Here is a 24,992-nt window from a genome sequence, read left to right as displayed (position 1 = left end):
GGTTTCGTGAAGGTTTACGCATGGAAACAGGCGCGTATACGTCCAGACACAACGTAAAGACAGTTTTATGCCATCCTTTCGGCTACTTGGTGCGTTATGTACCGGTGAGGTGAGTCCATTTGGCTGGCTGCCCTCGCTCAAACAGGAGATTTCCATGACGAAAACCCGTTCTATCTATGCCATGGCCGCCTCGGCTGGCGTGGCGCTGGCATTGCTGGCCGGCACGGGCGCAGCCCAGGCCCGCGGCGACGTGAATTGGTCGGTTGGTATCGGCGTGCCCGGCGTGGTGGTGGGAGCCAGCAATGGCTACTACGCACCCGCCCCGGTGTACGTGGCCCCGCCGCCCGTGTACTACGCGCCACCCCGGCCCGTGTACTACACGCCGCCTCCAGCGTATTACGCCCCGCCACCCGTGGTGTACTACGGTGACCGTGGGTACCGCCACCATCGACACCATGACCACGGCTATCGTGGCCATGGACACAATCGCCATTGGGACCGTTGATCGGCGACGGGCCCGCGGGCCCGTCTGCTGATTGTTGCAACCAACCTCTTGGGCGCCAGTCGCTCACAGGCAGCGTCTTTGCACAGGCTGCCTTTTACAGCGGCCCTTCGGGGCCGCTTTTCTCGTGGGGCATACCTGAAGGGGCCGGCGCCTGCGGGCCGCCGCATAATCGCGCACTCTGGCCTGCCAGCGTGGCAGGTGCCTAGCCCCGGAGTGCTGCATGTCTGTGAAGAAAAAAACCGTTTTTGTCCTGAATGGCCCCAATCTGAACCTGCTGGGCACGCGTGAACCCGCCGTGTATGGCGCAGCCACGCTGGCCGACGTGGAAAAGCTCTGCGCCGACGCGTGTGATCGCCACGGCTTCGCGTTGCGGTTCCATCAAAGCAACCACGAAGGCGCGCTGGTGGACTGGATTCACGAGGCCGGCCGCCTGCACGCGGCGGGCGAACTGGCGGGCGTGGTCATCAACGCCGGGGCCTACACCCACACCAGCGTCGCCCTGCACGATGCCACCAAGGGCACGGGCATCACGCTGATCGAGCTGCATATCAGCAACGTGCACGCGCGCGAGGCCTATCGCCACCATTCGTACATGGCGGCTGCGGCCAAGGCGGTGATGTGCGGTTTTGGCGTGCTGGGCTACGGACTGGCCATCGACGGCCTGGCGCAGTTGCTGGCGCAGCAGCCGCCCGCGGCCTGAGCCGCCGGGAAGTTCACTCTTCTTCTGCCGTTCCCGCGTTAACCGCACATTCCGGCTCCGGCACGACAGGGCAAACATGGCGCCACGACCGCTTGAGGTGCGCGAGGACGAGGTGGAGATCACCGCCATGCGTGCCCAGGGCGCGGGCGGACAGAACGTCAACAAGGTTTCCAGCGCGGTGCACCTGCGCTTTGACGTGGGCGCCTCCTCACTGCCCGGGGACGTGAAGGAGCGCCTGCTGGCCCTGCGCGACACCCGCATCACACAGGAAGGCGTGGTGGTCATCAAGGCCCAGCAGTACCGCAGCCAGGACCAAAACCGCAATGATGCGCTGGAGCGCTTGAACGCGCTGGTCAACAGCGTCGCGGTGCCGCCCCGTGTGCGGCGCGCCACCAAGCCTACCTATGGGTCCAAACAGCGGCGCCTGGAAGGCAAGACCCAGCGCGGCGAGACCAAGGCGCTGCGGGGCAGGGTGCGCGGTGGGGGGGATGGTTCGTGAGCGGAGTCTCGCCGCATTGGCACCATGGGTAGAACAATCTGTCTGGCGTACAGGGCTTGGTAGCGGGGCCCATCGGTCCTACATTCAAGGCATTACCGGATGGAGTTGCCATGTCTGCCACAGCCCAAACCCCCGCCACTGCTGCGCCCCACGGCGCCATTCCCGCGCTGTTCGTGTCGCACGGGGCACCCTTGTTTGCCATCGACGCCGGCACCACCGGCCCTGCGCTCACCCAGTGGGGCGAAAGCCTGAAGGGGCAATATCCCGGCCTGCGCGGCGTGGTGATCATGTCGCCGCACTGGATGGCGCGCTCCCTGCAAGTCATGACCGGGCCGCAGCCCGCCACCTGGCACGACTTTGGCGGTTTTCCACCCGCGCTGTACCAGCTGCAGTATCCCGCCAGCGGCTCCCCCGCGCTGGCGCAGGAGGTGCTGGGCCTGCTGCAGGCCGCGGGCATGGCCGCGCAGGGCGACGCGGCCCGTCCGTTTGACCACGGGGCCTGGGTGCCGCTGATGCACCTGTTTCCCGAGGCCGACCTGCCCGTGGTGCAGGTGGCGCTGCCCGTGGGCGCCGGCCCGGCCGAGGTGTATGCACTGGGCGCTGCGTTGCGCGGCCTGCGCAGCCAGGGCGTGCTGGTGGTCGGCTCGGGCAGCATGACGCACAACCTGGCCGAGTTCTTTGGCGGTGCCCGCGAGCCCGCGCCGTACGTGCTGGAGTTCAGCCGGTGGATCGAAGCAGCGCTGGCGCGCGGCGACGTCAGCGCGCTGCTCAACTACCGCAGCCAGGCCCCGCATGCCAGCCGCGCGCACCCGACCGAAGACCACTTCCTGCCCATCTTTTTTGCGCTGGGCGCCGCGGGCGACGACCTGCATGCCCACTACCTGAGCCGCGAGGTGATGTACAGCATGCTGTCGATGGACGCGTTCGCCCTGGAACCGGCCCATTGACCCGCAGGCTTTTTCATCCGTTCTCCATAAAAACTGCCCGAGGCGCCTGTCCATGCTCAACCTACCGCTCACCTTCTTGCAGCGCCCTGCTGCCGCCACCGCGCCCCGCCCCTGGCTGCTGGTGCTGATGCATGGGGTGGGCAGCAACGAACAGGACCTGTTCAGCCTGGCGCCCCATGTTCCCGAGCGCTTTCATGTGCTGAGCCTGCGTGCACCGTTTCGCATGGGGCCGGGCTCGCATGCATGGTTCGACTTTTCCATCGAGCCCAGCGGGGAACGCACCATCAACGAAGCGCAGGAGGCCGAAAGCCGCGCGCTGGTCGCCAAGGCCATCGAATCGGCCGCCGAGCAGCTGGGCATTCCGCCCGAACGCGTGGTGGTGGGGGGCTTCAGCCAGGGCGGCATCATGGCGCTGTCGCTGCTGCTCACCCGGCCAGCGCTCATGCAGGCGGCGATGGTCTGGCACAGCCGCCTGCTGGCGCAGGTGGTGCCCCTGGCGGCGCCGCCCGATGCCCTGCGCGGCAAACAGCTGTGGCTGAGCCACGGCACGCACGATAACGTGATCCCGCTGGCCCATGCACAGGCCATCGCCCACCACATGGCGCCCTTGCCGGTGACGGTGGCGTACCACGAGTTCCCCAGCGCGCACGAGATCCGGCCCTCCGAGCTGGCGGCCACGGTGGCGTGGCTGGAGTCGCTGTCCACCACCCCCACGGCGTTTTAAGCGCGGGTTTCGGCGGGCGGCCTACATCGCGTTACCGGCGCGGTGTCCCGCGGGTTTCCAATCAACCCCATCCCCACGTGGGATGGACAGGGAACGCCCGGCGCCGAAGCCGCTCGGACAAGGGTTGTTCCTGTTTTGAAGGAGACCCGATGCCCGATCAAGAGACTGCCGAGTTCCGCCCCGCGCCGGAGCGCACATCCTCCCCTCCCTGGATCATTGCCGCCGTGCTGGCCTGCGCGGTGGCCGCCGCAGCTGCCTGGTGGTTCTGGCTGCGCACGGCGGAGGCGCCGGTGGTGCCGCCCCCCGTGGCGGCCGCGCCCGAAGCGCCCGCGGCTCCACCGCCCCTGCCCGAAGCCTCGGGGCCGCAGAACCCGGTCGATGCACTGGCCCCGGCGGAAACGCCCCTGCCCGCGCTGGCCGAATCTGACGCGCGCGTCGTCGAGCTGCTGTCTGGACTGGTGGGGCGCGACAAGCTCGCATCGTTCCTGATCAGCGACGGCTTTGTCCGCCGCCTGGTGGCCACGGTGGACAACCTGGGCCGCGCCCAGGCCCCCTCGCGCATGTGGCCCGTGCAACCCATGCCGCAGCGGTTTGCGGTGGACGGCACAGGCGAAGCGCCCACCACCGTCGCGGCCGCCAATGCCGCGCGCTACAGCGCTTTTCTGGCCTTTGCCGAGGCCGTGCCGATGGAGTCCGCCGTGGCCTTGTATGCGCGGCTGTATCCGCTGTTCCAGCAGGCGTACGAAGAACTGGGCTACCCCAGGCGCTACTTCAACGACCGCTTGGTGGCCGTGCTGGACCACCTTCTGTTGTCGCCCGAACCCCAGGGCCCGCTGCGCGTGAAGCTCACGCCGGTGAATACCGATGTGCCGAACCTGCGCCCCTGGGTGCGCTACGAATTCGTGGACCCGGCGCTGGAATCGCTGTCCAGCGGACAGAAGATCCTGGTGCGCATGGGGCCCGCCAACGAGGCCCGCGCCAAGGCGCTGATCCGCGATCTGCGCAAGCGCGTGGCGACCGGCGAGATCGCACGCAAACCCGCGCAGTGAGGGGGCGGCGGGACCACCCGGCCCGTTGCCGGGTCGTGGGGGCCGATCATGCGGCTGCCGGGCGCGGCCCGTGCCGCAGGGTCAGCAGGGTGCCCAGCGTGAGCGCCGCCAGCGCAAACGCCGGCCCGCCCAGCGCGCCCACATGGTCCACCATCAGGCCGCCGAAGATGGCGCCGCTGGCAATGGCGATCTGGAACGCCGCCACCAGCAGTCCGCCCGCGCCCTCGGCCTGGTCGGGCGCGGCGCGCACGATCCAGGTCTGAAAGCCCACGGGGAAGGCGCCGAACGCAAAACCCCACAGCGTGACGGCCACGGCCGTGATGGCTGCCGACTGCCCGGCCACCAGCAGCACGGCGGCCAGCGCGGCGATGACGGCACCGCCGGCCACGATGGCCTGGCGCTCGCTGCGCCCGGCGATCCAGCCGCCCACGAAGTTGCCAAAGAAGCCGCCGATGCCATAGCCCAGCAGCACGGCGGTGATGGTGGCCACCGACAGGTGGGTGACCTGCTCCATCAGCGGCCGGATGTAGGTAAAGCCCGCGAAGTGGCCCGAGATGACCAGCAGCACCGCCAGCAGCGCCACGCGCACGGGCGGGCGGCGCAGCAGCTCGCCCAGCACTTTCAGGTTCGGGTTGTCGCGCGGGGGCAGCGATGGCAAGGCCACCAGTTGCACGGCCAGCGTGACGAGGCTGATGCCGCCTGCCGCGATGAAGGCGCTGCGCCAGCCCCACATATCACCCATCCACGCGCCGATGGGCGCCGCGCACACCGTGGCCACCGATACGCCGGTGAGGATGAACGACATGGCCCGCGCGAACAGCGAGGCCGGCACCAGCCGCATGGCCAGCGCGGCCGACATGGACCAGAAGCCTCCCAGCGCCACCCCCAGCGCCACGCGGGCCACGAGCAGCGTGGGCAGGTTGCTGGCCAGGGCCGAGAGTGCGTTCGACAGCACCAGCATCACGGTGAAGGCCAGCATCACCCAGCGCCGGTCGATGCGGCGTGTGAGCAGCGGCAGCGAGGGCGCGGCCACGGCCGCCACCAGCGCCGTCACGGTGACGGCCTGGCCCGCCGCGCCATCGCTCACGCGCAGGTCGCTGGCCATGGCGGTGAGCAGGCTGGCGGGCAGGAATTCAGCCGTGACGAGGCCGAATACCCCGAGCGCCATGGAGGCCACGGCGGCCCAGCGCGCTTCGGTGGGTTCGGCGGCGGGCGACACGGCTGGTGCAGCGGCATCGACCAGAGCGCCGGCAGGCGCATCCAGGCAGGTAGAGCAGGAGGGAGAAGAAGACACAGGAAAGGCCTTGGGTTGGATAGGCGTCCATGCTAGGGATAAGATGCCGGCGTTTCCATGCCATAAAAGCCGAGATGCTTGACTTTTTGTCCGCCAAGCCCTTCAACCAGATTCCTCAGCAGCCCTTTGCCGAGCCACCCGACTTGCTCACGCAGATCCTGCTCGGCCTGCGCCTGGACGGCGTGGAATACGGCCGCTGCGTACTGCACCCGCCCTGGGCCATTGCCTTCCCCGCCCAGCGCTCGGCGCGCTTTCACTTCGTGGGCCATGGCGGGGCCTGGCTGCGCACGCCGGGCACTGACTGGCAGCGCCTGAACCCGGGCGATGCGGTGCTGCTGCCGCACGGCAGTTTCCATGTGCTGGCCAGTTCGCCCGATGTGCCGCCGGTGGACATCGATTCGCTGGCGCGCAAGGCCGTGTCCGAAAACATCTTTCTGGTGGATGGGCGCGATGCCAGCAATGCGCACCTGGGCGCGGCCATCGCACCACCTCCGCCACCCGCGCCCGACGTCATGTTCTGTGGTGCGCTGCGCTTCAACCTGGACCCGCTGCACCCGCTGATGGCCATGATGCCCGAGGTGATGATGGCCGGTGACCTGGCCCGGCGCGACACCACCGTGCCGGTGCTGCTCGACGCCATGGAGCGCGAGGTGGCGCAGGACCGCATGGGCGCCTGCGCCATCCTGGCGCGGCTGGCCGATGCGCTGGCGGCCAGCATCATCCGCGCCTGGGTGGAGTGCAGCTGCAACAACCCCACAGGCTGGATCGCCGCCGTGCGCTGCCCGCGCATCGGCAAGGTGATTGCCGCCATCCACGCCGACCCCGAGCGCGACTGGAACGTGCCGCTGCTGGCCGACCTGATGGGGGCCTCGCGCTCGAGTTTTTCCGAATCGTTCACACGCACCATGGGCGAGAGCCCCGCGCGCTACGTGGCCAAGGTCAAGATGTCGCAGGCGCGCCGCTGGATCGCGCGCGACGGCATGCGTGTGGCGGTGGCGGCCAACCGGCTGGGGTACGAGTCCGAGGCATCTTTCAGCCGGGCGTACAAGCGCATCATCGGGCACCCGCCGAGCGCGGCACGCGCCGGGTAGGGGGGCGCCCGCTACCGCGGCAGCGGCAGCGCCGTCTTGTAGCGGACTTGTTTGAGCGCGAAGCTCGAACGGATCTTCTCCACTCCCGGCATCGGCGCGAGCTGCTCCACGATGAAGCGCTCCAGCGCCGAGATGTCGGCCACGGCCACGCGGATCAGGTAGTCGCTGTCGCCGCTCATCAGGTAGCACTCCATCACCTCGTCGTGCTCCGCGATGCGGCGCTCGAAGTCGGCCAGCGCCTCCTTGCTTTGCGCCTTGAGGCTGATGCTGATGAACACATTGAGCCCGAGGCCCAGCGCCGCCGCATTGGCCAACGCCACATAGCGGCTGATGACACCCGCGGCCTCCAGCGCCTTCACGCGGGCCAGGCATGGAGAGGGCGACAGGTGCACGCGCCGCGCCAGCTCGACGTTGGAGAGTGAGCCGTCGGCCTGCAGCTCGGCCAGGATGCGCAGGTCCAGGGTGTCAAGTTTCATGTGCTGCAGTTTACGATTTTTGCGGCATAACCTGCCGCTTGAAACCACCAAGGATCGCAAAACGGCAACTCATTCGGGTGGGCGATGACTACAGTGCTCTGCATGAATGCGCTCACACCCCACAACCTGCTGCTGGCGCCCGGCGCCACCCACAATGATGTCGACCCCGAGGAGACCGCCGAATGGCGCGATGCCTTCCTGGCCCTGGTGGCCACCGAGGGGCCGGATCGCGCGCGGCACATCCTGCAGGAGCTGGTGCGCCTGGCGCGCACGCAGCGCATCGGCTGGCAGCCCGACCTGAACACGCCGTATGTGAACACGGTCGCAGCGCAGGACCAGCCGGTCTTCCCGGGCGATCTGGCCATCGAGGAGCGCGTGGCTTCCATCGTGCGCTGGAACGCGCTGGCCATGGTGGTGCGCGCCAACCAGGCCTATGGCGAGCTGGGCGGCCACATCGCCAGCTATGCCAGCGCAGCCGATCTGTTCGAGAGCGGGTTCAACCACTTCTTCAGGGCGCGCGAGGGGCTGGGCGAGGGCCAGCACCGAGGCGACCTGGTGTTCTTTCAGCCGCACAGCGCGCCGGGCGTGTACGCGCGCGCCTTCCTGGAAGGGCGCCTGTCCGAGCAGGACCTGCAGCACTACCGCCAGGAGCTCACGGCCCCGGGCACGGGGGCGCAGGGGCTGTCGAGCTATCCGCACCCCTGGCTGATGCCGGACTTCTGGCAGTTCCCCACAGGGTCCATGGGCATCGGCCCCATCAGCAGCATCTACCACGCGCGCTTCATGCGCTACCTCACGCACCGCAACTTGCTGGACTGCACGAACCGCAAGGTCTGGGGCGTGTTCGGCGATGGCGAGATGGACGAGCCGGAGAGCATGAGCGCGCTGACCCTGGCCGCGCGCGAGGGCCTCGACAACCTGGTGTGGGTGGTCAACTGCAACCTGCAGCGGCTGGACGGCCCGGTGCGTGGCAATGGCCGCATCATCGACGAGCTGGAGCGCCTGTTCGCCGGCGCGGGCTGGAACGTGGTCAAGCTGGTGTGGGGCAGCGACTGGGACGGCCTGTTCGCCCGCGACCTGACCGGCGCGCTGGTGCGCACGCTCGAAGGCACGGTGGACGGCCAGATGCAGACCTTCGCCGCCAAGGACGGGCGCTTCAACCGCGACAACTTCTTCGGCCAGAACCCCGAGCTCGCGGCCCTGGCCCAGGGCATGACGGATGAGCAGATCGACCGCCTGAAGCGCGGCGGGCACGACCTGGTGAAGATCCACGCCGCGTATGCCGCGGCAGCGCGCCACCAGGGGCAGCCCACGGTGATCCTGGCGCACACCAAGAAGGGCTACGGCATGGGCACGGCCGGCCAGGGCAAGATGACCACACACAGCCAGAAGAAGCTGGACGAGACCGACCTCATCGAGTTCCGCAACCGCTTCAACCTGCCCCTGTCCGACGAGCAGGCCACCAGCCTCGCGTTCTTCAAGCCCGCCGAAGACAGCCCCGAGATGCGCTACCTGCGCGGCCACCGCCAGAACCTGGGCGGCTACCTACCGCGCCGCGACACCACCTGCGACGCGCTGCCCGTGCCCGCCATCGAGGGCTACGCGCAGTTCGCGCTGCAGCCGCAGGCCAAGGAGATGAGCACCACCATGGCCTTCGTGCGTATGCTCGGCAGCTTGCTCAAGGACGCCACGCTGGGCCCTCGCATCGTGCCCATCGTAGCCGACGAGGCGCGCACCTTCGGCATGGCCAACCTGTTCAAGCAGGTCGGCATCTACAGCAGCGTGGGCCAGCGCTATGCGCCCGAGGACATCGGCTCGGTGCTGAGCTACCGCGAGGCGCTGGACGGCCAGATTCTGGAAGAAGGCATCAGCGAGGCCGGCGCCATCGCCAGCTGGACGGCCGCGGCCACCAGCTACAGCGTGCACGGCCTGGCCATGCTGCCGTTCTACATCTACTACTCGATGTTCGGCTTCCAGCGCGTGGGCGACGCCATCTGGGCCGCCGCAGACCAGCGTGCGCGCGGCTTCCTGCTGGGCGCCACCTCGGGCCGCACCACGCTGGGCGGCGAGGGCCTGCAGCACCAGGACGGCTCCAGCCACCTGGTAGCCGCCACCATCCCCAACTGCAAGGCCTACGACCCGGCCTACGCGGGCGAGATGGCCGTGATCATCGACGCCGGCATGCGCGAGATGGTGACCGAGCAGCGCGACGTCTTCTACTACGTCACGCTGATGAACGAGAACTACGCCCAGCCCGACCTGCCTGCCGATGCGGCAGAAGGTGTGCTGCGAGGTTGCTATGTTTTCAGGAGCTATCCGCGCTTGATGGACGGCCGTGAAGGGCCAATTTCATCCAAAAGCGTCACCCTGATGGGCTCCGGCGCCATCCTGACCGAGGTGGTCAAGGCCGCCGAGCTGCTGGCAGGCGAGGGCGTGGACGTGACCGTGCTCAGCGTGACCAGCTGGAGCGAGCTGGCCCGCGACGGCGTGGCCTGCGAACAGCGTGCGCTGCAGGGGGAGGCGCGGCCCGGCGTGGCGTGGCTGACGCAGCAACTGGCGGGCACACGCGGCCCGGTGATTGCCGCCACCGACTATGTGCGCGCCGTGCCGGAGACCGTGCGCGCGTTCGTGCCTGGAGGACGCCGATTCATGACATTGGGAACGGACGGTTTTGGGCGCAGCGATACACGGGCGGCGCTGCGGGCGTTTTTTGGGGTGGACGCGGCGGCGGTGGCGCGCGCAGCCCGGTTTTCATTGGCGGGGTAGGGTGTGTGGACGGCGCCGCCTCCTGGCCAACGCCGCTTTGTGGCGCTTTCTTCACTGGCGGCGGTGGGGCGCATGACGCGGGGAACGGTCATGCACTTGCCACAGCGGGCCGCTTGAAAAACGCGTCCAGCACCGGCATCAGCGCCGGAAACTCCTGCGCGAACCGGTCCCGATTCACAAAGTAGGCCTCGCAGGCCACGGCAAAGAATTCGGACTGCGATGTGGCCCCGTAGGCGTCCAGCCAGGGGCGTTCCGCGCCGAAGCGCTCGGCCAGGATCACGCGTTCTCGGAACTGTTCGTACGCGGGCTCCCAGGCGGCCCACCAGGCTTCGTAGGCCGCCCGCCCTGTGCGCGTGCCCATGAAGCCTGCGGGCAATGGCGGGCAGCCGTTGGGCTCGCCGCTGCGCATGTCGAGCTTGTGAACGAACTCGTGCACCACCACGTTGTGGCCGCGCTCAGTGTTCTCACGCCCGTTGGAGGCGTGTGCCCAACTGAGCATGATGGGGCCGCGGTCCATGGCCTCGCCCAGCAGCACCTGCGTGTGTTCATGCACCACACCGGCTTCGTCCACCGTCTTGCGGCGCGCCACGGCCTCGCCGGGGTGCAGCACGATGCCCACGAAATCGTCGTACCAGTCCAGCGCCCGGGCCGGGTCGCCCCAGTGCAGCAGGGGCAGGCAGGCCTGGGCCGCGATGTCGATGGCCATGGCATCGGTCACCACCAGGCCGTGCGCACCGTGGAATTCCTTGTGGTGCAGGAAGAGGGCGCTGAGCGCGCGCAGCTTGGACTGGTCGTGCAGCGAGAGCGCCGCCAGGAACGGGTAGCGCTGCAGGGTCTGGAGCCACAGCGTGGCCGAGATGTCGGGCACGGGGGACACGGTGGCGCGGATACGGCTCCAGAGCCGGTGGAGGAGAGGGGGCATGGCGATCAGGCGGCGGGAGGTGAAGCCCCGCGCAGTTCAGGATCGCTGGTACTTGGGGGCCAGGGGCAGCCGTTCCAAGCCCGCGCGGGACAAACGCAGTATTTCCGCGCGGGGCGGCAATGCGGCCGCGTCCCAGTCGCTGAGCACCACACGCCGCAAGCCGGGGGCCAGTGCGTGGTCGGCGGGACGGTGGGTGTGGCCGTGAATGAGCGTATGTGCCTGGGCCGCCTGCAGCCAGGCGATGGCAGCCGGGCCGTCCACGTCGGCATAGATGGCGCCCGATTGTTTGCGCGCCTCGCTCTCCTGGCGGATGCCGCGTGCCTGCGCGCGGCGCGTCGCCAGGGGCTGCGCCAGAAACTGCTGCTGCCACCCGGCACTGCGGGCCTGCACGCGAAAGCGCTGGTAGTCCACATCGTCCAGGCACAGCAGGTCGCCATGGCTCAGCACGAAGCGCTGGCCGTCAAACACCAGGACCGTCGGGTCCGCCAGGCCGGTGATGCCACACTGCGCAAGGAACGCCGGGCCCGCCAGGAAGTCGCGGTTGCCGTGCATGAAGTACACGGGCAGGCGCTGCGACGCCGCGCACAGGGCCGTGCAGCCCTGGGCCTCGAAGCTGCCGGTTTCGCCGATGGCGTCGTCCCCCACCCAGACCTCGAACAGATCGCCCAGGATGAAGAGGGCATCCGCTTCGGTGCCGGCCAGGTAGTCCTGCCAGGCGGCCACGGTGGCAGGTTCGCTGGCCTGCAGGTGCAGGTCGGAAATGAAATCGACCGTGCGCCAGTGCGCGGGAGCGGCAAGCTCCTCGAACCGGGGCACGGTCGTCGTCACGGAGACGGAGGTCAGATCAACGCGAGATCAGAGTGCGACAGCCTTCTCGATGATCACGTCTTCCTTCGGCACATCGTCGTGGAAGCCCTTGCGGCCCGTCTTCACGGCCTTGATCTTGTCGACCACGTCGGCGCCGCCAACCACCTTGCCGAACACGGCATAGCCCCAGCCCTGGGCCGAGGGAGCGGTGTGGTTCAGGAAGCCGTTGTCGGCCACGTTGATGAAGAACTGGGCGGTGGCCGAGTGCGGGTCGCTGGTGCGGGCCATGGCCACGGTGTAGTTGGCGTTCTTCAGGCCGTTGTTGGCTTCGTTCTCGATGGGCGCGTCGGTGCCCTTTTGTGTCATGCCGGGCTCGAAGCCGCCGCCTTGCACCATGAAGCCGGGGATCACACGGTGGAAGATGGTGTTGTTGTAGTGGCCCTTGTTCACGTAGGCCAGGAAGTTCTCGACCGACTTGGGCGCCTTGGCGGCGTCGAGTTCGAGGGTGATGACGCCGTAGCCGGCGATGTGCAGTTCGACTTGGGGGTTGCTCATGGCAAGGGTTCTTTCAATCAGTCAATCAAAAATGGGTTACTTCACCAGGGTGGCGGAGTTGATGGTGACGGGGGCGGTGGGCACGTTCTGGTGCGGGCCCTTGTTGCCGGTGGCCACGGCCTTGATCTTGTCGACCACCTCGGTGCCGCTCACCACCTTGCCGAACACGGCGTAGCCGTGGCCATCGGGCTGGGGCGCGTTGAGCATCGCGTTGTCCTTCACGTTGATGAAGAACTGCGACGTGGCGGAGTTGGGATTGCCCGTGCGCGCCATGGCAATGGTGTAGTTGTCGTTCTTGAGGCCGTTGCCGGCTTCGAGAGGAATCGGCGGCTTGGTGGGCTTTTGCTGCATGTCTGCCGTGAAGCCGCCGCCCTGGATCATGAAGCCGTCGATCACGCGGTGGAACACGGTGCCGTCGTAGTACTTGTCCTGCACGTAGGCCAGGAAGTTCTCGACCGTCTTGGGTGCCTTGGCGGGATCGAGCTGCACCACGATGTCGCCCATCGAGGTGGACAGCTTGACCTTGGGGGCATCTTGCGCCTGCACGGGTGCTGCAGAAAAGATAGCTGCCAGCGCAATGCTGGCAAGCGCCAGGGTCGAATTTCTTCTGGAAATCATCCAATCACTCCTTCAAAAAATATCTGCCATTGTTGGCCCCGCCGCGCCCAGTACTGGCGCTTGACGGGGCCCGTGCGGGCGCCTGCGGCGACTTCGCCGAACGTTACCACCATGGTGTCGGCGGAATCTGTCCAGCGCAGGTAAGACTTGTCCTTGAGGTGTAGTTCCCTGCCCCGCAATGCGCGGGTCTCGGCCTGGAGTACCTGGGACCACTCTTGCAGCGGTTTCTTGCGGTAGCTCTGGAAGTCCGGCGCGTAGAAACCCATCAGGCGGCTCATGTCGCCCTCGGTCTTGGCGCTGCGCCAGGCGTTGAGCACCGCGTCGAAGGATTTGCGGTCCGCCTGTACCGCGTGCGGCGCCACCCACTGCAGCTGGCGCGCGATGACCACGGGCGTGGAGCGGGGCTCCACCGTGCGCAGGATGCGTTCGAGGTCGGGATTGGCCAGCACCAGGCAGCCATCGGTGGCCAGGGGCGCGCGGGCAAACTGGTCGGGCGGCGTGCCGTGCAGCCAGATGCCGCCACCGGTCTTGCCCCGGCTCTGGTCCAGGGGGTTGGGGTAGTTGATGGGCAGCGCGCCCGCGCCGTAGAAGTCCTTGAGCGTGGCGGGGTCCAGCCGGCTGGTGATGAAGTAGACGCCCAGCGGGGTGCGCTGGTCGCCTTCCAGGTTCTTCTCGATACCCAGCTTGCCGACCGAAGCGTAGTAGTCGGCGACCAGCTGCAGGCCCTTGGGGGTGTTCTCGAACAGGTACAGGCGCGAACGCGAGGCATCCACCGCGATGGCATGGCGGGAGCGGGGCGAGAGCTCCAGGAACTGCGCCGGGATGCTGTGCGCCGGGGGGCGGCTGCGCTGGGCATCCACGCGCTGGCGCGATTCGTTGCGCAGCTCTTCCAGCGTGGCAGCCGTCTGGATGCTGCGGGCCGAGTCGGGCTCGGGCACATCGCCCAGGCGGCGGATCGGCCGCGTGCGCGCCATCAGCAGGTCGCCCACCACCAGTTGCGCCAGCTGGAAGTTGGGATAGTCGCGCGCCAGGGCCTCGGCCTGCGCCAGCGCCTCGCGGTGGCGGCCCTCGGCGATGAGCTGGTACACCCCCATGAGGCGCGCCTCCGCCTGGCCATCGCGCAGGGCGGGTGCCGTGGAGCCCGCGGCTTGCATGGGCCGGACCGAGGTGACGGCCGCCGCGCCCCGGGACTTGGCGCTCTGGGGCAGCACCGGGGCTGCGTGCAGGAGCGCCGCCAGGCAAAGGGCGCCCGCCACGGCCGGGCGGCTTCGTGCGGACAACGCCACAAGCATGTGCGAAATCGTTTCAGGTCAGGGCAGGGAGGCACAAAAAGCGCGCGCCGCCGCCATCGCAGGGCTGGCTGCGCCGCGCTTCATCACGGTCAGCCGCCGGTGGATTCGCGGACGATGGTCCAGCGGCCGTTGTGGTTCACCATGTCCAGCGTCTTGCGGCTGGCGACATTGAGCGCATCGGCCGTGTAGGCCTGGCGGAAACGGGCCGTGGCCTTGTCGCCGTTGACCGCGACCGAGATGTCGGAGATCTGCACGCTGATCCTGGATTTTCCGACGATGCGCGCTTCACGCTCCTTTTCCCAGGCGGCACGGGTCTGGCGGCCGGGAGGATCGAATGACTTGTCGTAGGCGCCGAGGTAGGCGGTCATGTCCTTGGCGGACCAGGCGGCGGCCCAGGCCTGCACGGCCGCGGTAACGGCGGCCTGCAGGGACGCATCGCCGGCAGCGGCGGCGGGCGACGCGGCAATGGCCGGAGCGGGGGATGCCGCGGCAGCGGGTGCGGGTGCGGGGGCTGGCGCGGCAGGCGCCGGTGAAGGGGCTGCCACGGGCGCTGCAGCGGCGGGTGCCGTTGCGGCGGGCCGCTGCGTGGCCGCCACGGCAGGCGCCGGCGCGGGGGCCGCGGCCCCGGGGCGGGCGGGCTTGCCGGCGGCAGCTTCCGCGGTGAACAGCTCGCGGATCAGCGCCAGCTTGGGCTTGACGGAGCTGGCGTTGGCCGCATCCAGCTGCAGCGCCTTGTTGTAGGCCTGGCTGGCCAGCTTGGCATAGATGTCGCCCAGGTTCTCATGGGCGGTGGCGTAGCTCGGGTTGGTGCGGATCGCCATTTCGAGCGCCGTGCGGGCCTTGTCCAGCTGGTTCTGGCTGGCATACAGCACCGCCAGATTGTTGTAGGGCTCGGGCAGCTCGGGATACTCTTCCGTGAGCTTGGTGAACGTGGTGATCGCATCGCCGGGCTTGCCCGAGTCCGCCTGCGCCACGCCGCGCAAGAAGCGCAGCTGTGGGTCGCGCGGGGCGGCGGCAAGGCGCTGGTCGGCCTTCACCAGGGCTTCGGCCGGCTTGCCGGCCTTGATCAGCTGGGTGATTTCCGCATAGTCGTCCGCATGGGCCGCACCGGTGCCCAGCAGCGCGGTCAGTGCCAGCAGGCGCAGCAGGTGGGGGAGGGTGCGTCGGACTTGCTTCATGGGGGATTCAAGGGTGTTGGGCAGCGTCTGTCCCGGGCGGGGGCTTATACTGCGGCGGATTGTAGCTGAGGGGGTTGTCATGACGGTGCGCTGTTGCCGCGGGTGATTTCGCTGGAGGCCCCTTGCTGGGCCAACTCCCTCCAGGGGCCTTTGCCCCCTGCTGCCGGGTGAACCTTTTTCACCCAACCACCCCATCCCCCGTGACTGAAATCCCATGAGTTTGCGCATCTACAACACGCTGTCGCGTGCATTGGAGGAGTTTTCCCCGCTCGAACCTGGCCATGTGCGCATGTACGTGTGCGGCATGACCATCTATGACCTGTGCCACATCGGCCACGCCCGCATGATGATGGCGTTCGATGTCGTGCAGCGCTGGCTGAAAAGCAGTGGCTACCGCGTCACCTATGTGCGCAACATCACGGACATTGACGACAAGATCATCAAGCGCGCGCTGGAGCGGGGCATCACCATCCGTGCCCTCACGGACGAGATGATCGCCGCCATGCACACCGACATCGCGGCGCTGGGCATCGAGCCCCCGTCGCTGGAGCCGCGCGCCACCGAATACGTGCCCCAGATGCTTTCGCTGATCGGCACGCTGGAAGGCAAGGGCCTGGCCTACCGCGCCGGCAATGGCGACGTGAACTACTCCGTGCGCAAGTTCGACGGCTACGGCAAGCTCTCGGGCAAGTCGCTCGACGAATTGCGCGCGGGTGAGCGCGTGGCCGTGCTCGATGGCAAGGAAGACCCGCTCGATTTCGTGTTGTGGAAAGCCTCCAAGCCCGAGGAGCCACCCGAGGCCAAGTGGGACAGCGAATTCGGCTCGGGCCGCCCTGGCTGGCACATCGAGTGCTCGGCCATGTGCGGCGCCACGCTGGGCGAAACCTTCGACATCCACGGCGGCGGCATGGACCTGCAGTTCCCGCACCACGAGAACGAGATTGCCCAGAGCGAAGGCGCCAATGGCAAGCCCCTGGCGCGCTTCTGGGTGCACAACGGCTTCGTGCGCGTGGACAACGAGAAGATGAGCAAGTCGCTGGGCAACTTCTTCACCATCCGCGACGTGCTGGCGAAGTACGACGCCGAGACGGTGCGGTTTTTCATCGTGCGGGCCCACTACCGCAGCGCCCTGAACTACAGCGATGCCCACCTGGACGACGCGCGCCAGGCCTTGAAGCGCCTGTACACCGCTCTGAGCCTCGTGGCGCCCTCGTCCGTGCAGGACATCGACTGGACTGGCCCTTATGCCGCGCGCTTCAAGGCCGCGATGGACGAGGACTTCGGCACCCCCGAAGCCATGGCCGTGCTGTTCGATCTGGCGGGCGAGGTCAACAAGACCCGCTCGGCGGATCTCGCCGGGCTGCTGCGCGCACTGGGCGGCTCCCTGGGCATTCTGCAGGGCGACCCCCAAAAGTTCCTGCAATGGATGCCTCCTCAATTTACTGTGGCAGGTGGAGCATATGTGATGGAGATGGGCACTCCTTCGGTCGTTTTAGGACCGCCTTCCAAGGAATTCATTGGCGCCCAGATCGCCGCGCGCGCCGCTGCCAAGGCGGGCAAGGATTTCGCCGAGGCCGACCGCATCCGCAATGCATTGCTGGCCCAGGGCATCGTGCTCAAGGACTCCGCCGCTGGCACCACCTGGGAAGCCGCGCAGTGATCGTTGTGTTTGTCATGGAAAACGCCTGCTGGGCAGATGGGACGCCCGGTGGCAGCTTCTAAAAAGATAGCATCCGAAGTGCTTGTGGCCGAGCCGGCGCTGGCCACGCCCGACTACTGGGCGGAGGCCTGCAAGCACCTGGTCAAGAAGGACCGGGTGATGAAGCGCCTGATTCCCCAGTTTGGCGACGCGGCGCTGCAGACACGCGGCGATGCGTTCACCACGCTCGCGCGCTCCATCGTGGGCCAGCAGATCTCGGTGAAGGCCGCGCAGACCGTGTGGGAGCGCTTTGCCGCGATGCCCCGCAGCATGAAGCCCGCCAGCGTGCTCAAGCTCAAGATCGACGACATGCGGGCCGCGGGCCTGTCTGCGCGCAAGGTCGACTACCTGGTGGACCTGGCGATGCACTTCGAGGGCGGCAAGCTGCACGTGAAGGACTGGGCCGCGATGGATGACGAGGCCATCATTGCCGAACTGGTGGCCATCCGCGGCATTGGCCGCTGGACGGCCGAGATGTTCCTCATCTTCTACATGATGCGCCCCAACGTGCTGCCGCTGGACGACGTGGGGCTGATCACCGGCATCAGCCAGAATTACTTTTCGGGCGATCCGGTCAGCCGCAGCGATGCCCGCGAAGTGGCCGAGGCCTGGAAGCCCTGGTGCAGCGTGGCGACTTGGTATATTTGGCGATCGCTGGATCCGCTTCCCGTGGCGTACTGAGCGAGATGCCCCTGGGTCCCCTTGCGCCGCGTGCCCGGGAGCGCCGCCAGCGCGGCGGCCCTCCTCGTGGGGCGCGCCCGTTTCGTGGGCTGTAGGTGGTGCGCAGCGCCCGGGACAGCGGACTTTTTATTTGTTGGACAAGCGTCATACCAAACTCGTAACGCGTCGGTTACAGTGCGTGCCATTCGTGGCGCCCGCACCCCGGCGCGCCCCAAGGAGAACAACGTTGGCGAAAAAGACCTTTCTGGATTTCGAGCAGCCGATTGCCGAACTCGAATCCAAAATCGAAGAACTGCGCTACGTGCAGACCGAGAGTGCTGTCGATATCTCGGAAGAGATCGACCAGCTGAGCAAGAAAAGCCAGCAGCTCACCAAGGACATCTACAGCGAGCTGTCGCCCTGGCAGATCACCAAGATCGCCCGCCACCCCGAGCGCCCCTACACGCTCGACTACGTGCGCGACATCTTCACCGACTTCGTGGAGCTGCACGGCGACCGCCACTACGCGGACGACCTGTCCATCGTGGGGGGGCTGGCACGCTTCAACGGCCATGCCTGCATGGTGCTGGGCCACCAGAAGGGGCGCGACACCAAGGAGCGCGCGATGCGCAACTTCGGCATGAGCAAGCCCGAGGGCTACCGCAAGGCCCTGCGCCTCATGAAGACGGCCGAGAAATTCAAGCTGCCCGTGTTCACCTTCGTGGACACGCCCGGCGCCTACCCTGGCATCGATGCCGAGGAACGCGGCCAGTCCGAGGCCATCGGCCGCAACATCTTCGAGATGGCGCAACTCGAAGTGCCCATCATCACCACCATCATCGGCGAGGGCGGCTCTGGCGGCGCGCTGGCGATCAGCGTGGCTGACCAGGTGGTGATGCTGCAGTACGCCATCTACTCCGTGATCAGCCCCGAAGGCTGCGCCTCCATCCTCTGGAAAACCAGCGAAAAAGCGCAGGAAGCCGCCGATGCCCTGGGCATCACCGCCCACCGCCTGAAAGCGCTGGGCCTGGTGGACAAGATCGTCAGCGAGCCCGTGGGCGGCGCCCACCGCGACCACAAGCAGATGGCGGCCTTCCTCAAGCGCGCGCTGGGCGATGCGTTCCGCCAGGTGGCGGACCTGAAGACGAAGGACCTGCTGGACCGCCGCTATGACCGCCTGCAAAGCTACGGCCGGTTCAGCGACACCAAGGCGGAGAGCCGCTGACGGTTCCGGGGACGCTTTCCTGCCCACCACCAACGGCCCTGCGGGGCCGTTGGTGCTTCTGGCCAGGGTTCTCCGCCCTTGCCGTGGCCGGGAGGCGCCGATAATCGGCCGCCATGTGCCGCCGCCCCCTTGTTGCCCTTGTTGTTGTTGACGCCGCCACAGGTTCCTGGCCCTTGCCCTGGCGCCACGGGGAGGCATGGACATGACCTTGTCCTTCGACGCGGCCATGCAGGCCTTCGAGCCTGCGCTGCCCCTGGCGGTCGGATTCAGCGGCGGTGCGGATTCCACGGCGCTGCTGCTGGCATGCGCCCGGCGCTGGCCTGGCCAGGTGCGGGCGATCCACGTGCACCATGGCTTGCAGCCAGCGGCTGACGGTTTTGCGCGGCACTGCGAAGACCTGTGCCAAGCCCTGGATGTGCCGCTGGCGGTGCAGCGCCCGGACGCCCGCCACGCGCCGGGGCAAAGCCCGGAAGACGCTGCACGGCAGGCAAGGTACAAGGCATTTGAGGCGGTAGCGCTTGCCAGTAAAGCGCATAATGCTATTAAATCAATAGCAATCGCGCAACACGCGGATGACCAGGTCGAAACGCTCGTGCTGGCCCTGTCGCGCGGGGCCGGTGTGGCCGGGCTGGCGGCGATGCCCGCCCGCTGGCGCCGCGCGGGCATTGACTGGTACCGCCCCCTGCTGCGGGTGGCCGGGGCTGACGTGCGCCAGTGGCTGCGGGCACAGGGGCAGGGGTGGGTGGAAGACCCGACCAATGCCGATGAGCGCTTCACGCGCAACCGCATCCGCGCGAGGATCTTGCCCGTGCTGGAGGCCGCATTCCCTGCGTTTCGCGACACCTTTGCGCGGTCCGCCCTGCATGCGGCGCAGGCGGACGAACTGCTGGAAGAACTTGCACTGCAGGACCTGGCCATCGTGGGCGCACCGCCGCGCATCCGGGCCTTGCAGGGCCTGAGCCGCGCCCGGCAGGCCAATGTGCTGCGCCACTGGCTGCGCGTCGAGCACCACACCACGGCGGCCGCGGCGCAATTGAATGAACTGCTCGACCAGGTGCAGTCGTGCACCACACGCGGCCACCGCATCCACATCAAGGTCGGGCATGGTTTTGCCGTCCGGTCCGGGCCGGAACTCGATTGGTACAGTCCAGAGGTGTTGGCCCCCTGACCGCACGAACCACGGCGGCGCGCCGAGGCAGTGTCCTTCAGCGTGGTGTCTGAGGCCCGAAATCCGAAGTCTGCGGCGGTGAGCTTCGAGGAAAAGCGCGAGATGGCCAGCCTGGGCAGCAAGTTGCCGAAGATCCGCTCGGTGGAGCTCGCGGGCAAATACAACAAAAGTGATGTCCATGCGCGGGCTGTCCAGCTTCACGCCCTGGTGCATCGACGTCAACGAAGAAGCCAGGTCCGCACGCGGATCACTTTTGAGAAAGACAAAAAAATGGAACAAGCCGTCGTATCCGGCATCACATTCAACCGCGACGAAGCCAAGATCTCCGTGCTGGGCGTGCCCGACAAGCCGGGCATCGCCCATCAGATCCTGGGCGCCGTGGCCGATGCCAACATCGAGGTCGACGTGATCATCCAGAACGTGGGCAAGGACGGCAAGACCAACTTCAGCTTCACCGTGCACCGCAACGATTGCGCGCGCACCGTCGAGCTGCTCAAGGAGAAAGTGGTGTCCGTGCTGGGCGCGCAGGAGGTCGTGGGCGACACCAGCTGCTGCAAGGTGAGCATCGTCGGCAGCGGCATGCGCAGCCACGTGGGCGTGGCGAGCAAGATGTTCCGCACGCTGCGCGAGGAGGGCATCAACATCCAGATGATCTCTACCTCCGAGATCAAGACCTCCGTCGTGATCGACGAGGAGTACGTCGAACTGGCCGTGCGCAGCCTGCACAAGGCGTTCGAGCTGGACCAGCAAGCCGCCTCACCCGCCAGAAGCGCCCCGGAAATGGGGCATAATAGCGGGATTGGAAACGTGACCGAGTGGCCGAAGGTGCTCCCCTGCTAAGGGAGTATGGGGTGTAGAGCCTCATCGAGGGTTCGAATCCCTCCGTTTCCGCCAGACGCAAAAGCCCTGAGTGATTGATTCACTCGGGGCTTTTCTCTTTGTGGCTCCGATCAGCGGCGCGGCGAACCTAAATTGAACCTAAATCGCATGTTTGACCTGCTGCCCGGTCATCCCAAGCGACAGGTTTACGGCCGCAAGATTGGAGCCTTTGTCTGCGTTCGGAATCCACTTGGCATAGTCGCGCATCATCACCTGAACGCTATGGCCGTGCTGGTTTGCAACCCACACAGGATTGGCGCCAGCCATTAAGGCGAGGGTCACGCTGGTATCCCTGCATTCCTTCGGCGGCCTGTATCGGACTTGGCATGCTTGCAAGCTCCGCGTCCATACCTGAAGCTGCTTCTGTTCATCAGCGTATGCACGGCTGGTCGCGGGGTTGTAGAACACCTCCTTGCCAATGGCCTCCGTCCTGGCCCGTTGCCGCTCAAGCGCGCCAAGTGGCGGGCGTTCAGTTCCACCTCCCGCTCGACGTGCGTTTTCGTGCGCTCCTTGTCTTGACCCACTACCCGGGATCGGTGCACCAGCACGCGGCCCGTGTGCAACTCCACATCCTGCCACCGCAACGCAATCTGCTCGCTGGCCCGCAGGCCGGCGAACATGCTGAACTCGAAATAGTCATGGAACTCATGCTGCACCCCCTGTGCGTGGGAAGTTGGGCGCATAGGTCCAGCGCTCGAAACCTCCGATGGGCGAGGTCTGACGTCATTTCCGTGCGCGAGCTATTGGTGCAATGTAATATGTCCAGACGTGGAGTCTCGCCCAGTTCCTCTCCCACTCAAAAGAGATGCCATCTCGGCTGAAGAGTGGAGCAAAAGCCGGTGTTAAAACCTGCTTTCCCTTGAACTCCGTTTCGAGCCTTTCGCGGGCCTTTTCCATGTCTTGGGATGATGCTTCGCAGCTTTTGAAGAGCTTGTAAGAGGTGGAGGCAACATGGTCGTTGTGGCGCTCGGCTTTCCCCCGCAGTCCCTCGTGCGCGTGAATCAGTTCTGCGATTGCATAGACGACGATGCCATCCTGTATCCGGTATCCGGCCTGCGTTCGCACCTGGTCGATCGCTTCCCGCTTTCGCTTGAGAATCTCTCCGTATTGGGGAGCGAAGTTCACCTTGAACTCGCAGCGCGTGCATGTGTCGGCCTCATCGCCGCATAGCAACAGATCTGCACGTCCCCGAGACTCCGTGAAAGCCATCTTGCCCGTGGCTCTCTCGATGTGAGGAATGCACACGTTGCGCAACGTCTGCTCGAACCCGCCGTTGCGCACCCCAGTCATGAAGTCCGGCTGCCACAGCGCCTGGAGCCCTTTGCTCAAACCGGCCAGAAATTCACCATAGTCGATCATTGCCCCTCCGTAGTTGTCGGGCCATGCTACTGCGCAGCAAAGCGCAGGCAAGAGAAAAACCGCCGCGCGTTGGTCCCAGGCCTAGGATGCTTGACCCGCATCAAGACTTTGTGGCGTTTGCGTTTCTGCAGCCGCTAATGGCGATTTATTGCTTCCCTTTTTGCGGGATGCTTGCGTAACATGTTGTCACAACTACAAGAATGACACATGAAATTCGCGACGGTGCTGCTCACCTCCACAGCAATCATTCTTGGAGGGTGCTCAACTGCAGCAAAAGACATCGCACCTACGTACGTGTCGCCCATCCAATACCAGTCTTATGACTGCCAACAGATCGAAGCGGAGAACGCGCGATTGGTCAACCGTGTGAGCCAGCTTGGAGGTCGCCTGGATGAGGCTGCTTCCAACGACAAGGCCATTGGTGTCGTGGGCGCTGTGTTGTTCTGGCCTGCGCTGTTTGCCCTAGGCGGGACCAAGAACCAGGAAGCTGAATACGCTCGCATCAAGGGTGAGCACGACGCTTTGCAGCAGGCGTCCATTCAGAAAAAGTGCGGCATGCAGCAGGCCAAAGACGCCGCTCCAATGGCCGCAAAAATTGAAGCTACTCAGGTAGCGGCCGAGCTCGCTGCTGTGGCTACAGAAACCAAAAAGTGAACGAAGGCCACAACATGAAAACAGTGATCGCGTTATGTGTTCTATGCGCTACTCTTGGGGCTGAGGCTCATTCGGGTGGGACGGACAAGCAGGGATGCCATGTGGACCATAAGACGGGTATCAGGCACTGCCACTGACTAGCTGGTGAGGTGTCGCACCCAGGAGGCTGTGGCTGGTCGCATCAGCCGATAACGGGGAACACTGGGATGTGCGAACAGACGTGATAGCTGAAGCTGTTGCCTGTTGAGCGCTCTGCCCTTACTAAACCGCCCCATGCGGTTTTCTTTTGCCCGAAACCTGCTGCCACCCCTCCGTCGGCTACTGAACACATCTGACACTTCCTTTTTGCAGCCCGCGTCGTGCGGGCTCCTTTTTGTCTGCGCACGTTCGGCTCGCCAGCACTAGACCGCCCTGCTACAGTGCCGCGCAGGAGAATTCCATGCAAAACATTCTGCGTCACTGCATGCACCTGTTTGTGCTGTGCCTTGTATTGATGATTTCATCACCATCCTTCGCCCAATGCGTACTCTCGGGGCCCAATGAATTTACCTGTAGTGGCAATAGCAACGGCACTACCGTGATTGGCACGGCGGGGAACGATACATTCATCATCGCCGCCGGAACCACTGGCGACATAACCATTTTCTCTGGTGGCGGTGATGATCGCTTGGATTTATCTAGCCAGGCCGCCGGATTCACCTTGGACCTGAATGTAGCTGCGTTCCAGACAGTTGCTTTTGCGTTGCGGATATCGGTCCCAAACTTTGACACGCCGGGCGCCAACTACACGGTCCTAGGCTCTACAGCTGGGGGGAACAGCTTGACGGGTGGCCCTGGCAACGACACCCTCGTCGGCGGGGCCGGTTCCGACACGCTCACCGGGGGCTTGGGTGACGATGTGCTGCAAGGGGGCTCAGGTGACGACGTCTTGGACGGAGGCGCTGGCGCAGACACCCTGGACGGAGGACCGGGGGCTGATACTCGCGTCAACGCTGGTGCTGGCTGCGTGGGCGATGTGCTGTTGAGCATTGAAACGGACCTGTGTCCAGTGCCCCCAGTGGCACCTGCCGCGCCTTCCGCCATCCCAACCATGTCCGAATGGGCACTGCTCGCTACGTCAGCCGCGCTGGCCTTGATTAGCTTCGCAAGATTGCGGAGGCGGGAACGCAATGCGCCTGCCCCGTTCTGACGCGGCTCGTCTGACAATGATGCCCTTCAAGGAGCCGTAATATTTCTTTGCCGCTGTCCTCTGGCGGCACCTCCCTCCCTTGCTTCCCAGCAAGTTCAAGCCCGCCACGTGCGGGCTTCTTTTTGGGATCCTCTCCTAAGGCAGCAGGCAACGGCACAGCGCTCAATGCACTCTTTCCCCAAGGAGCGCATCATGGCAACCGACCCGAACGAGCACTCCCGCCCACCAAGTCCCGGCGGAATTTCCTCTCCCGCCAGGCGATCTGCCTCCCAGCACCGAGCCGCCGACCCTGCCGCCGCAGCCACAGCTTCCTGATGGTTCGGCACCAGGTCCCTACCAGGGTGAAGTGGAGAACGAGGATGACGACCCTGTGGGCAAGCCGCCACGGATGTGAGCTTAGAGCTGCGTTTGCCCAAGACGGGTGTACGGCCAAGCTATAGTTTGTTGACTTAGCTTGCAAACCTATGCTGCAAGACGTCCCTAAGGGGAATAAGTGTCCAAAATATCCCGCACGGTTCGGTTCATCCCGCAGGTTTTGCGGCAATCATCACGTTAGGCATCACAGAAGTGCGAAGGGTTTCAATGTCAAAGGAAGCGTTAGAAAAACTGACCGCCTGGTCCACATTCGCCACCGCTGTCATCGCAGCTCTTGCACTAGTTGTTGATTCTCAGGAGGTTGTTCATGGCCGGAATGCGGCTCATGGGCGGCTGATGGTTGAGAGCGGAGTGTGGTCGA

At 66.0% G+C, this 24,992-nt stretch carries 25 protein-coding genes, 1 tRNA gene and 1 pseudogene; 17 read left to right on the top strand and 10 right to left on the bottom strand.

The window, feature by feature from the left end:
* Positions 1-154: 154 nt before the first annotated feature.
* From AC1RCS_RS19105 to AC1RCS_RS19080, 6 genes are all read left to right on the top strand, one after another.
* Positions 155-505, top strand: coding sequence for a hypothetical protein (locus AC1RCS_RS19105; RefSeq protein ID WP_218340729.1), 351 nt, complete (start codon positions 155-157; stop codon positions 503-505).
* 220 nt (positions 506-725) lie between these two features.
* Positions 726-1,205, top strand: coding sequence for a type II 3-dehydroquinate dehydratase (locus AC1RCS_RS19100; RefSeq protein WP_492245626.1), 480 nt, complete (start codon positions 726-728; stop codon positions 1,203-1,205).
* Positions 1,206-1,281: 76 nt separating this feature from the next.
* Entirely contained in the window at positions 1,282-1,704 is a 423-nt protein-coding gene (gene arfB / locus AC1RCS_RS19095) for an alternative ribosome rescue aminoacyl-tRNA hydrolase ArfB (RefSeq protein ID WP_218294012.1), read from the top strand.
* A gap of 110 nt (positions 1,705-1,814) precedes the next feature.
* A complete protein-coding gene (locus AC1RCS_RS19090; RefSeq protein ID WP_218340730.1) occupies positions 1,815-2,651 on the top strand; it encodes a DODA-type extradiol aromatic ring-opening family dioxygenase in 837 nt (278 codons plus the stop codon).
* A gap of 52 nt (positions 2,652-2,703) precedes the next feature.
* On the top strand, positions 2,704-3,375 hold the full coding sequence (locus AC1RCS_RS19085) for an alpha/beta hydrolase (protein ID WP_492245627.1): 672 nt from the start codon (positions 2,704-2,706) through the stop codon (positions 3,373-3,375).
* 149 nt (positions 3,376-3,524) lie between these two features.
* Positions 3,525-4,424, top strand: a complete 900-nt coding sequence (locus AC1RCS_RS19080; RefSeq protein WP_492245628.1) for a DUF3014 domain-containing protein — start codon at positions 3,525-3,527, stop codon at positions 4,422-4,424.
* A gap of 46 nt (positions 4,425-4,470) precedes the next feature.
* Here the strand turns inward: AC1RCS_RS19080 and AC1RCS_RS19075 are convergent, their stop codons facing one another.
* The gene (locus AC1RCS_RS19075) at positions 4,471-5,718 is read right to left on the bottom strand and encodes an MFS transporter (protein WP_492245629.1); all 1,248 of its coding nucleotides are present in this window, start codon (positions 5,716-5,718) and stop codon (positions 4,471-4,473) included.
* A 74-nt stretch (positions 5,719-5,792) separates the two neighbouring features.
* Between AC1RCS_RS19075 and AC1RCS_RS19070 the strand changes: the two genes are divergently transcribed.
* Positions 5,793-6,809 carry an AraC family transcriptional regulator gene (locus AC1RCS_RS19070; protein WP_218384513.1) on the top strand — a complete coding sequence of 339 codons (1,017 nt, stop codon included), beginning with the start codon at positions 5,793-5,795 and terminating at the stop codon, positions 6,807-6,809.
* An 11-nt stretch (positions 6,810-6,820) separates the two neighbouring features.
* Here AC1RCS_RS19070 and AC1RCS_RS19065 read toward each other — a convergent pair whose 3' ends face one another.
* Positions 6,821-7,285, bottom strand: a complete 465-nt coding sequence (locus AC1RCS_RS19065; RefSeq protein ID WP_218384515.1) for an Lrp/AsnC family transcriptional regulator — start codon at positions 7,283-7,285, stop codon at positions 6,821-6,823.
* A gap of 102 nt (positions 7,286-7,387) precedes the next feature.
* Between AC1RCS_RS19065 and mdeB the strand changes: the two genes are divergently transcribed.
* The gene (gene mdeB, locus AC1RCS_RS19060) at positions 7,388-10,051 is read left to right on the top strand and encodes an alpha-ketoglutarate dehydrogenase (protein ID WP_492245644.1); all 2,664 of its coding nucleotides are present in this window, start codon (positions 7,388-7,390) and stop codon (positions 10,049-10,051) included.
* An 88-nt stretch (positions 10,052-10,139) separates the two neighbouring features.
* Here the strand turns inward: mdeB and AC1RCS_RS19055 are convergent, their stop codons facing one another.
* From AC1RCS_RS19055 to AC1RCS_RS19030, 6 genes are all read right to left on the bottom strand, one after another.
* Complete coding sequence (locus tag AC1RCS_RS19055) at positions 10,140-10,973, bottom strand: M90 family metallopeptidase (protein WP_492245630.1); 834 nt, start codon at positions 10,971-10,973, stop codon at positions 10,140-10,142.
* A 36-nt stretch (positions 10,974-11,009) separates the two neighbouring features.
* Positions 11,010-11,801, bottom strand: a complete 792-nt coding sequence (locus tag AC1RCS_RS19050) for a UDP-2,3-diacylglucosamine diphosphatase (protein WP_492245631.1) — start codon at positions 11,799-11,801, stop codon at positions 11,010-11,012.
* Between the two features lie 27 nt (positions 11,802-11,828).
* The gene (locus AC1RCS_RS19045) at positions 11,829-12,335 is read right to left on the bottom strand and encodes a peptidylprolyl isomerase (protein WP_218294021.1); all 507 of its coding nucleotides are present in this window, start codon (positions 12,333-12,335) and stop codon (positions 11,829-11,831) included.
* A 36-nt stretch (positions 12,336-12,371) separates the two neighbouring features.
* On the bottom strand, positions 12,372-12,953 hold the full coding sequence (locus AC1RCS_RS19040) for a peptidylprolyl isomerase (protein WP_492245632.1): 582 nt from the start codon (positions 12,951-12,953) through the stop codon (positions 12,372-12,374).
* Positions 12,950-14,245, bottom strand: a complete 1,296-nt coding sequence (locus AC1RCS_RS19035; RefSeq protein WP_492245633.1) for a L,D-transpeptidase family protein — start codon at positions 14,243-14,245, stop codon at positions 12,950-12,952. The genes AC1RCS_RS19040 and AC1RCS_RS19035 overlap by 4 nt, the downstream gene beginning before the upstream one ends.
* 89 nt (positions 14,246-14,334) lie before the next feature.
* Entirely contained in the window at positions 14,335-15,423 is a 1,089-nt protein-coding gene (locus tag AC1RCS_RS19030; protein ID WP_492245634.1) for a L,D-transpeptidase Cds6 family protein, read from the bottom strand.
* A 214-nt stretch (positions 15,424-15,637) separates the two neighbouring features.
* Between AC1RCS_RS19030 and cysS the strand changes: the two genes are divergently transcribed.
* The 6 genes and pseudogenes from cysS to AC1RCS_RS19000 all read left to right on the top strand — a co-directional run bounded on the left by cysS (position 15,638) and on the right by AC1RCS_RS19000 (position 21,069).
* On the top strand, positions 15,638-17,083 hold the full coding sequence (gene cysS, locus AC1RCS_RS19025; RefSeq protein ID WP_492245635.1) for a cysteine--tRNA ligase: 1,446 nt from the start codon (positions 15,638-15,640) through the stop codon (positions 17,081-17,083).
* 48 nt (positions 17,084-17,131) lie between these two features.
* A complete protein-coding gene (locus tag AC1RCS_RS19020; RefSeq protein ID WP_218340742.1) occupies positions 17,132-17,803 on the top strand; it encodes a DNA-3-methyladenine glycosylase family protein in 672 nt (223 codons plus the stop codon).
* A 226-nt stretch (positions 17,804-18,029) separates the two neighbouring features.
* Positions 18,030-19,007, top strand: coding sequence for an acetyl-CoA carboxylase carboxyltransferase subunit alpha (locus tag AC1RCS_RS19015; protein ID WP_218294027.1), 978 nt, complete (start codon positions 18,030-18,032; stop codon positions 19,005-19,007).
* A 202-nt stretch (positions 19,008-19,209) separates the two neighbouring features.
* Positions 19,210-20,175 carry a tRNA lysidine(34) synthetase TilS gene (gene tilS / locus AC1RCS_RS19010; protein WP_492245636.1) on the top strand — a complete coding sequence of 322 codons (966 nt, stop codon included), beginning with the start codon at positions 19,210-19,212 and terminating at the stop codon, positions 20,173-20,175.
* Positions 20,176-20,217: 42 nt separating this feature from the next.
* Positions 20,218-20,931 (top strand): annotated as a pseudogene (locus tag AC1RCS_RS19005) (ACT domain-containing protein); the annotation flags it as partial.
* A gap of 45 nt (positions 20,932-20,976) precedes the next feature.
* Positions 20,977-21,069: transfer RNA gene (locus tag AC1RCS_RS19000), tRNA-Ser, on the top strand.
* A gap of 84 nt (positions 21,070-21,153) precedes the next feature.
* Here the strand turns inward: AC1RCS_RS19000 and AC1RCS_RS18995 are convergent.
* Entirely contained in the window at positions 21,154-21,336 is a 183-nt protein-coding gene (locus AC1RCS_RS18995) for a hypothetical protein (RefSeq protein ID WP_492245637.1), read from the bottom strand.
* A gap of 441 nt (positions 21,337-21,777) precedes the next feature.
* Positions 21,778-22,413: a hypothetical protein gene (locus AC1RCS_RS18990; RefSeq protein WP_492245638.1), complete on the bottom strand. Its 636-nt coding sequence runs from the start codon at positions 22,411-22,413 to the stop codon at positions 21,778-21,780.
* A 207-nt stretch (positions 22,414-22,620) separates the two neighbouring features.
* Between AC1RCS_RS18990 and AC1RCS_RS18985 the strand changes: the two genes are divergently transcribed.
* From AC1RCS_RS18985 to AC1RCS_RS18975, 3 genes are all read left to right on the top strand, one after another.
* Positions 22,621-23,067: a hypothetical protein gene (locus tag AC1RCS_RS18985; protein ID WP_492245639.1), complete on the top strand. Its 447-nt coding sequence runs from the start codon at positions 22,621-22,623 to the stop codon at positions 23,065-23,067.
* A 14-nt stretch (positions 23,068-23,081) separates the two neighbouring features.
* Entirely contained in the window at positions 23,082-23,204 is a 123-nt protein-coding gene (locus AC1RCS_RS18980; RefSeq protein WP_492245640.1) for a YHYH domain-containing protein, read from the top strand.
* A 302-nt stretch (positions 23,205-23,506) separates the two neighbouring features.
* A complete protein-coding gene (locus AC1RCS_RS18975; RefSeq protein WP_492245641.1) occupies positions 23,507-24,256 on the top strand; it encodes a calcium-binding protein in 750 nt (249 codons plus the stop codon).
* Positions 24,257-24,992: the final 736 nt, after the last annotated feature.

It is taken from the genome of Acidovorax sp. GW823-FHT01C06, from assembly GCF_058798375.1.
The sequence above is the reverse complement of the archived record's forward strand: the minus strand, read 5'-3'. Positions and strand labels throughout refer to the sequence as shown.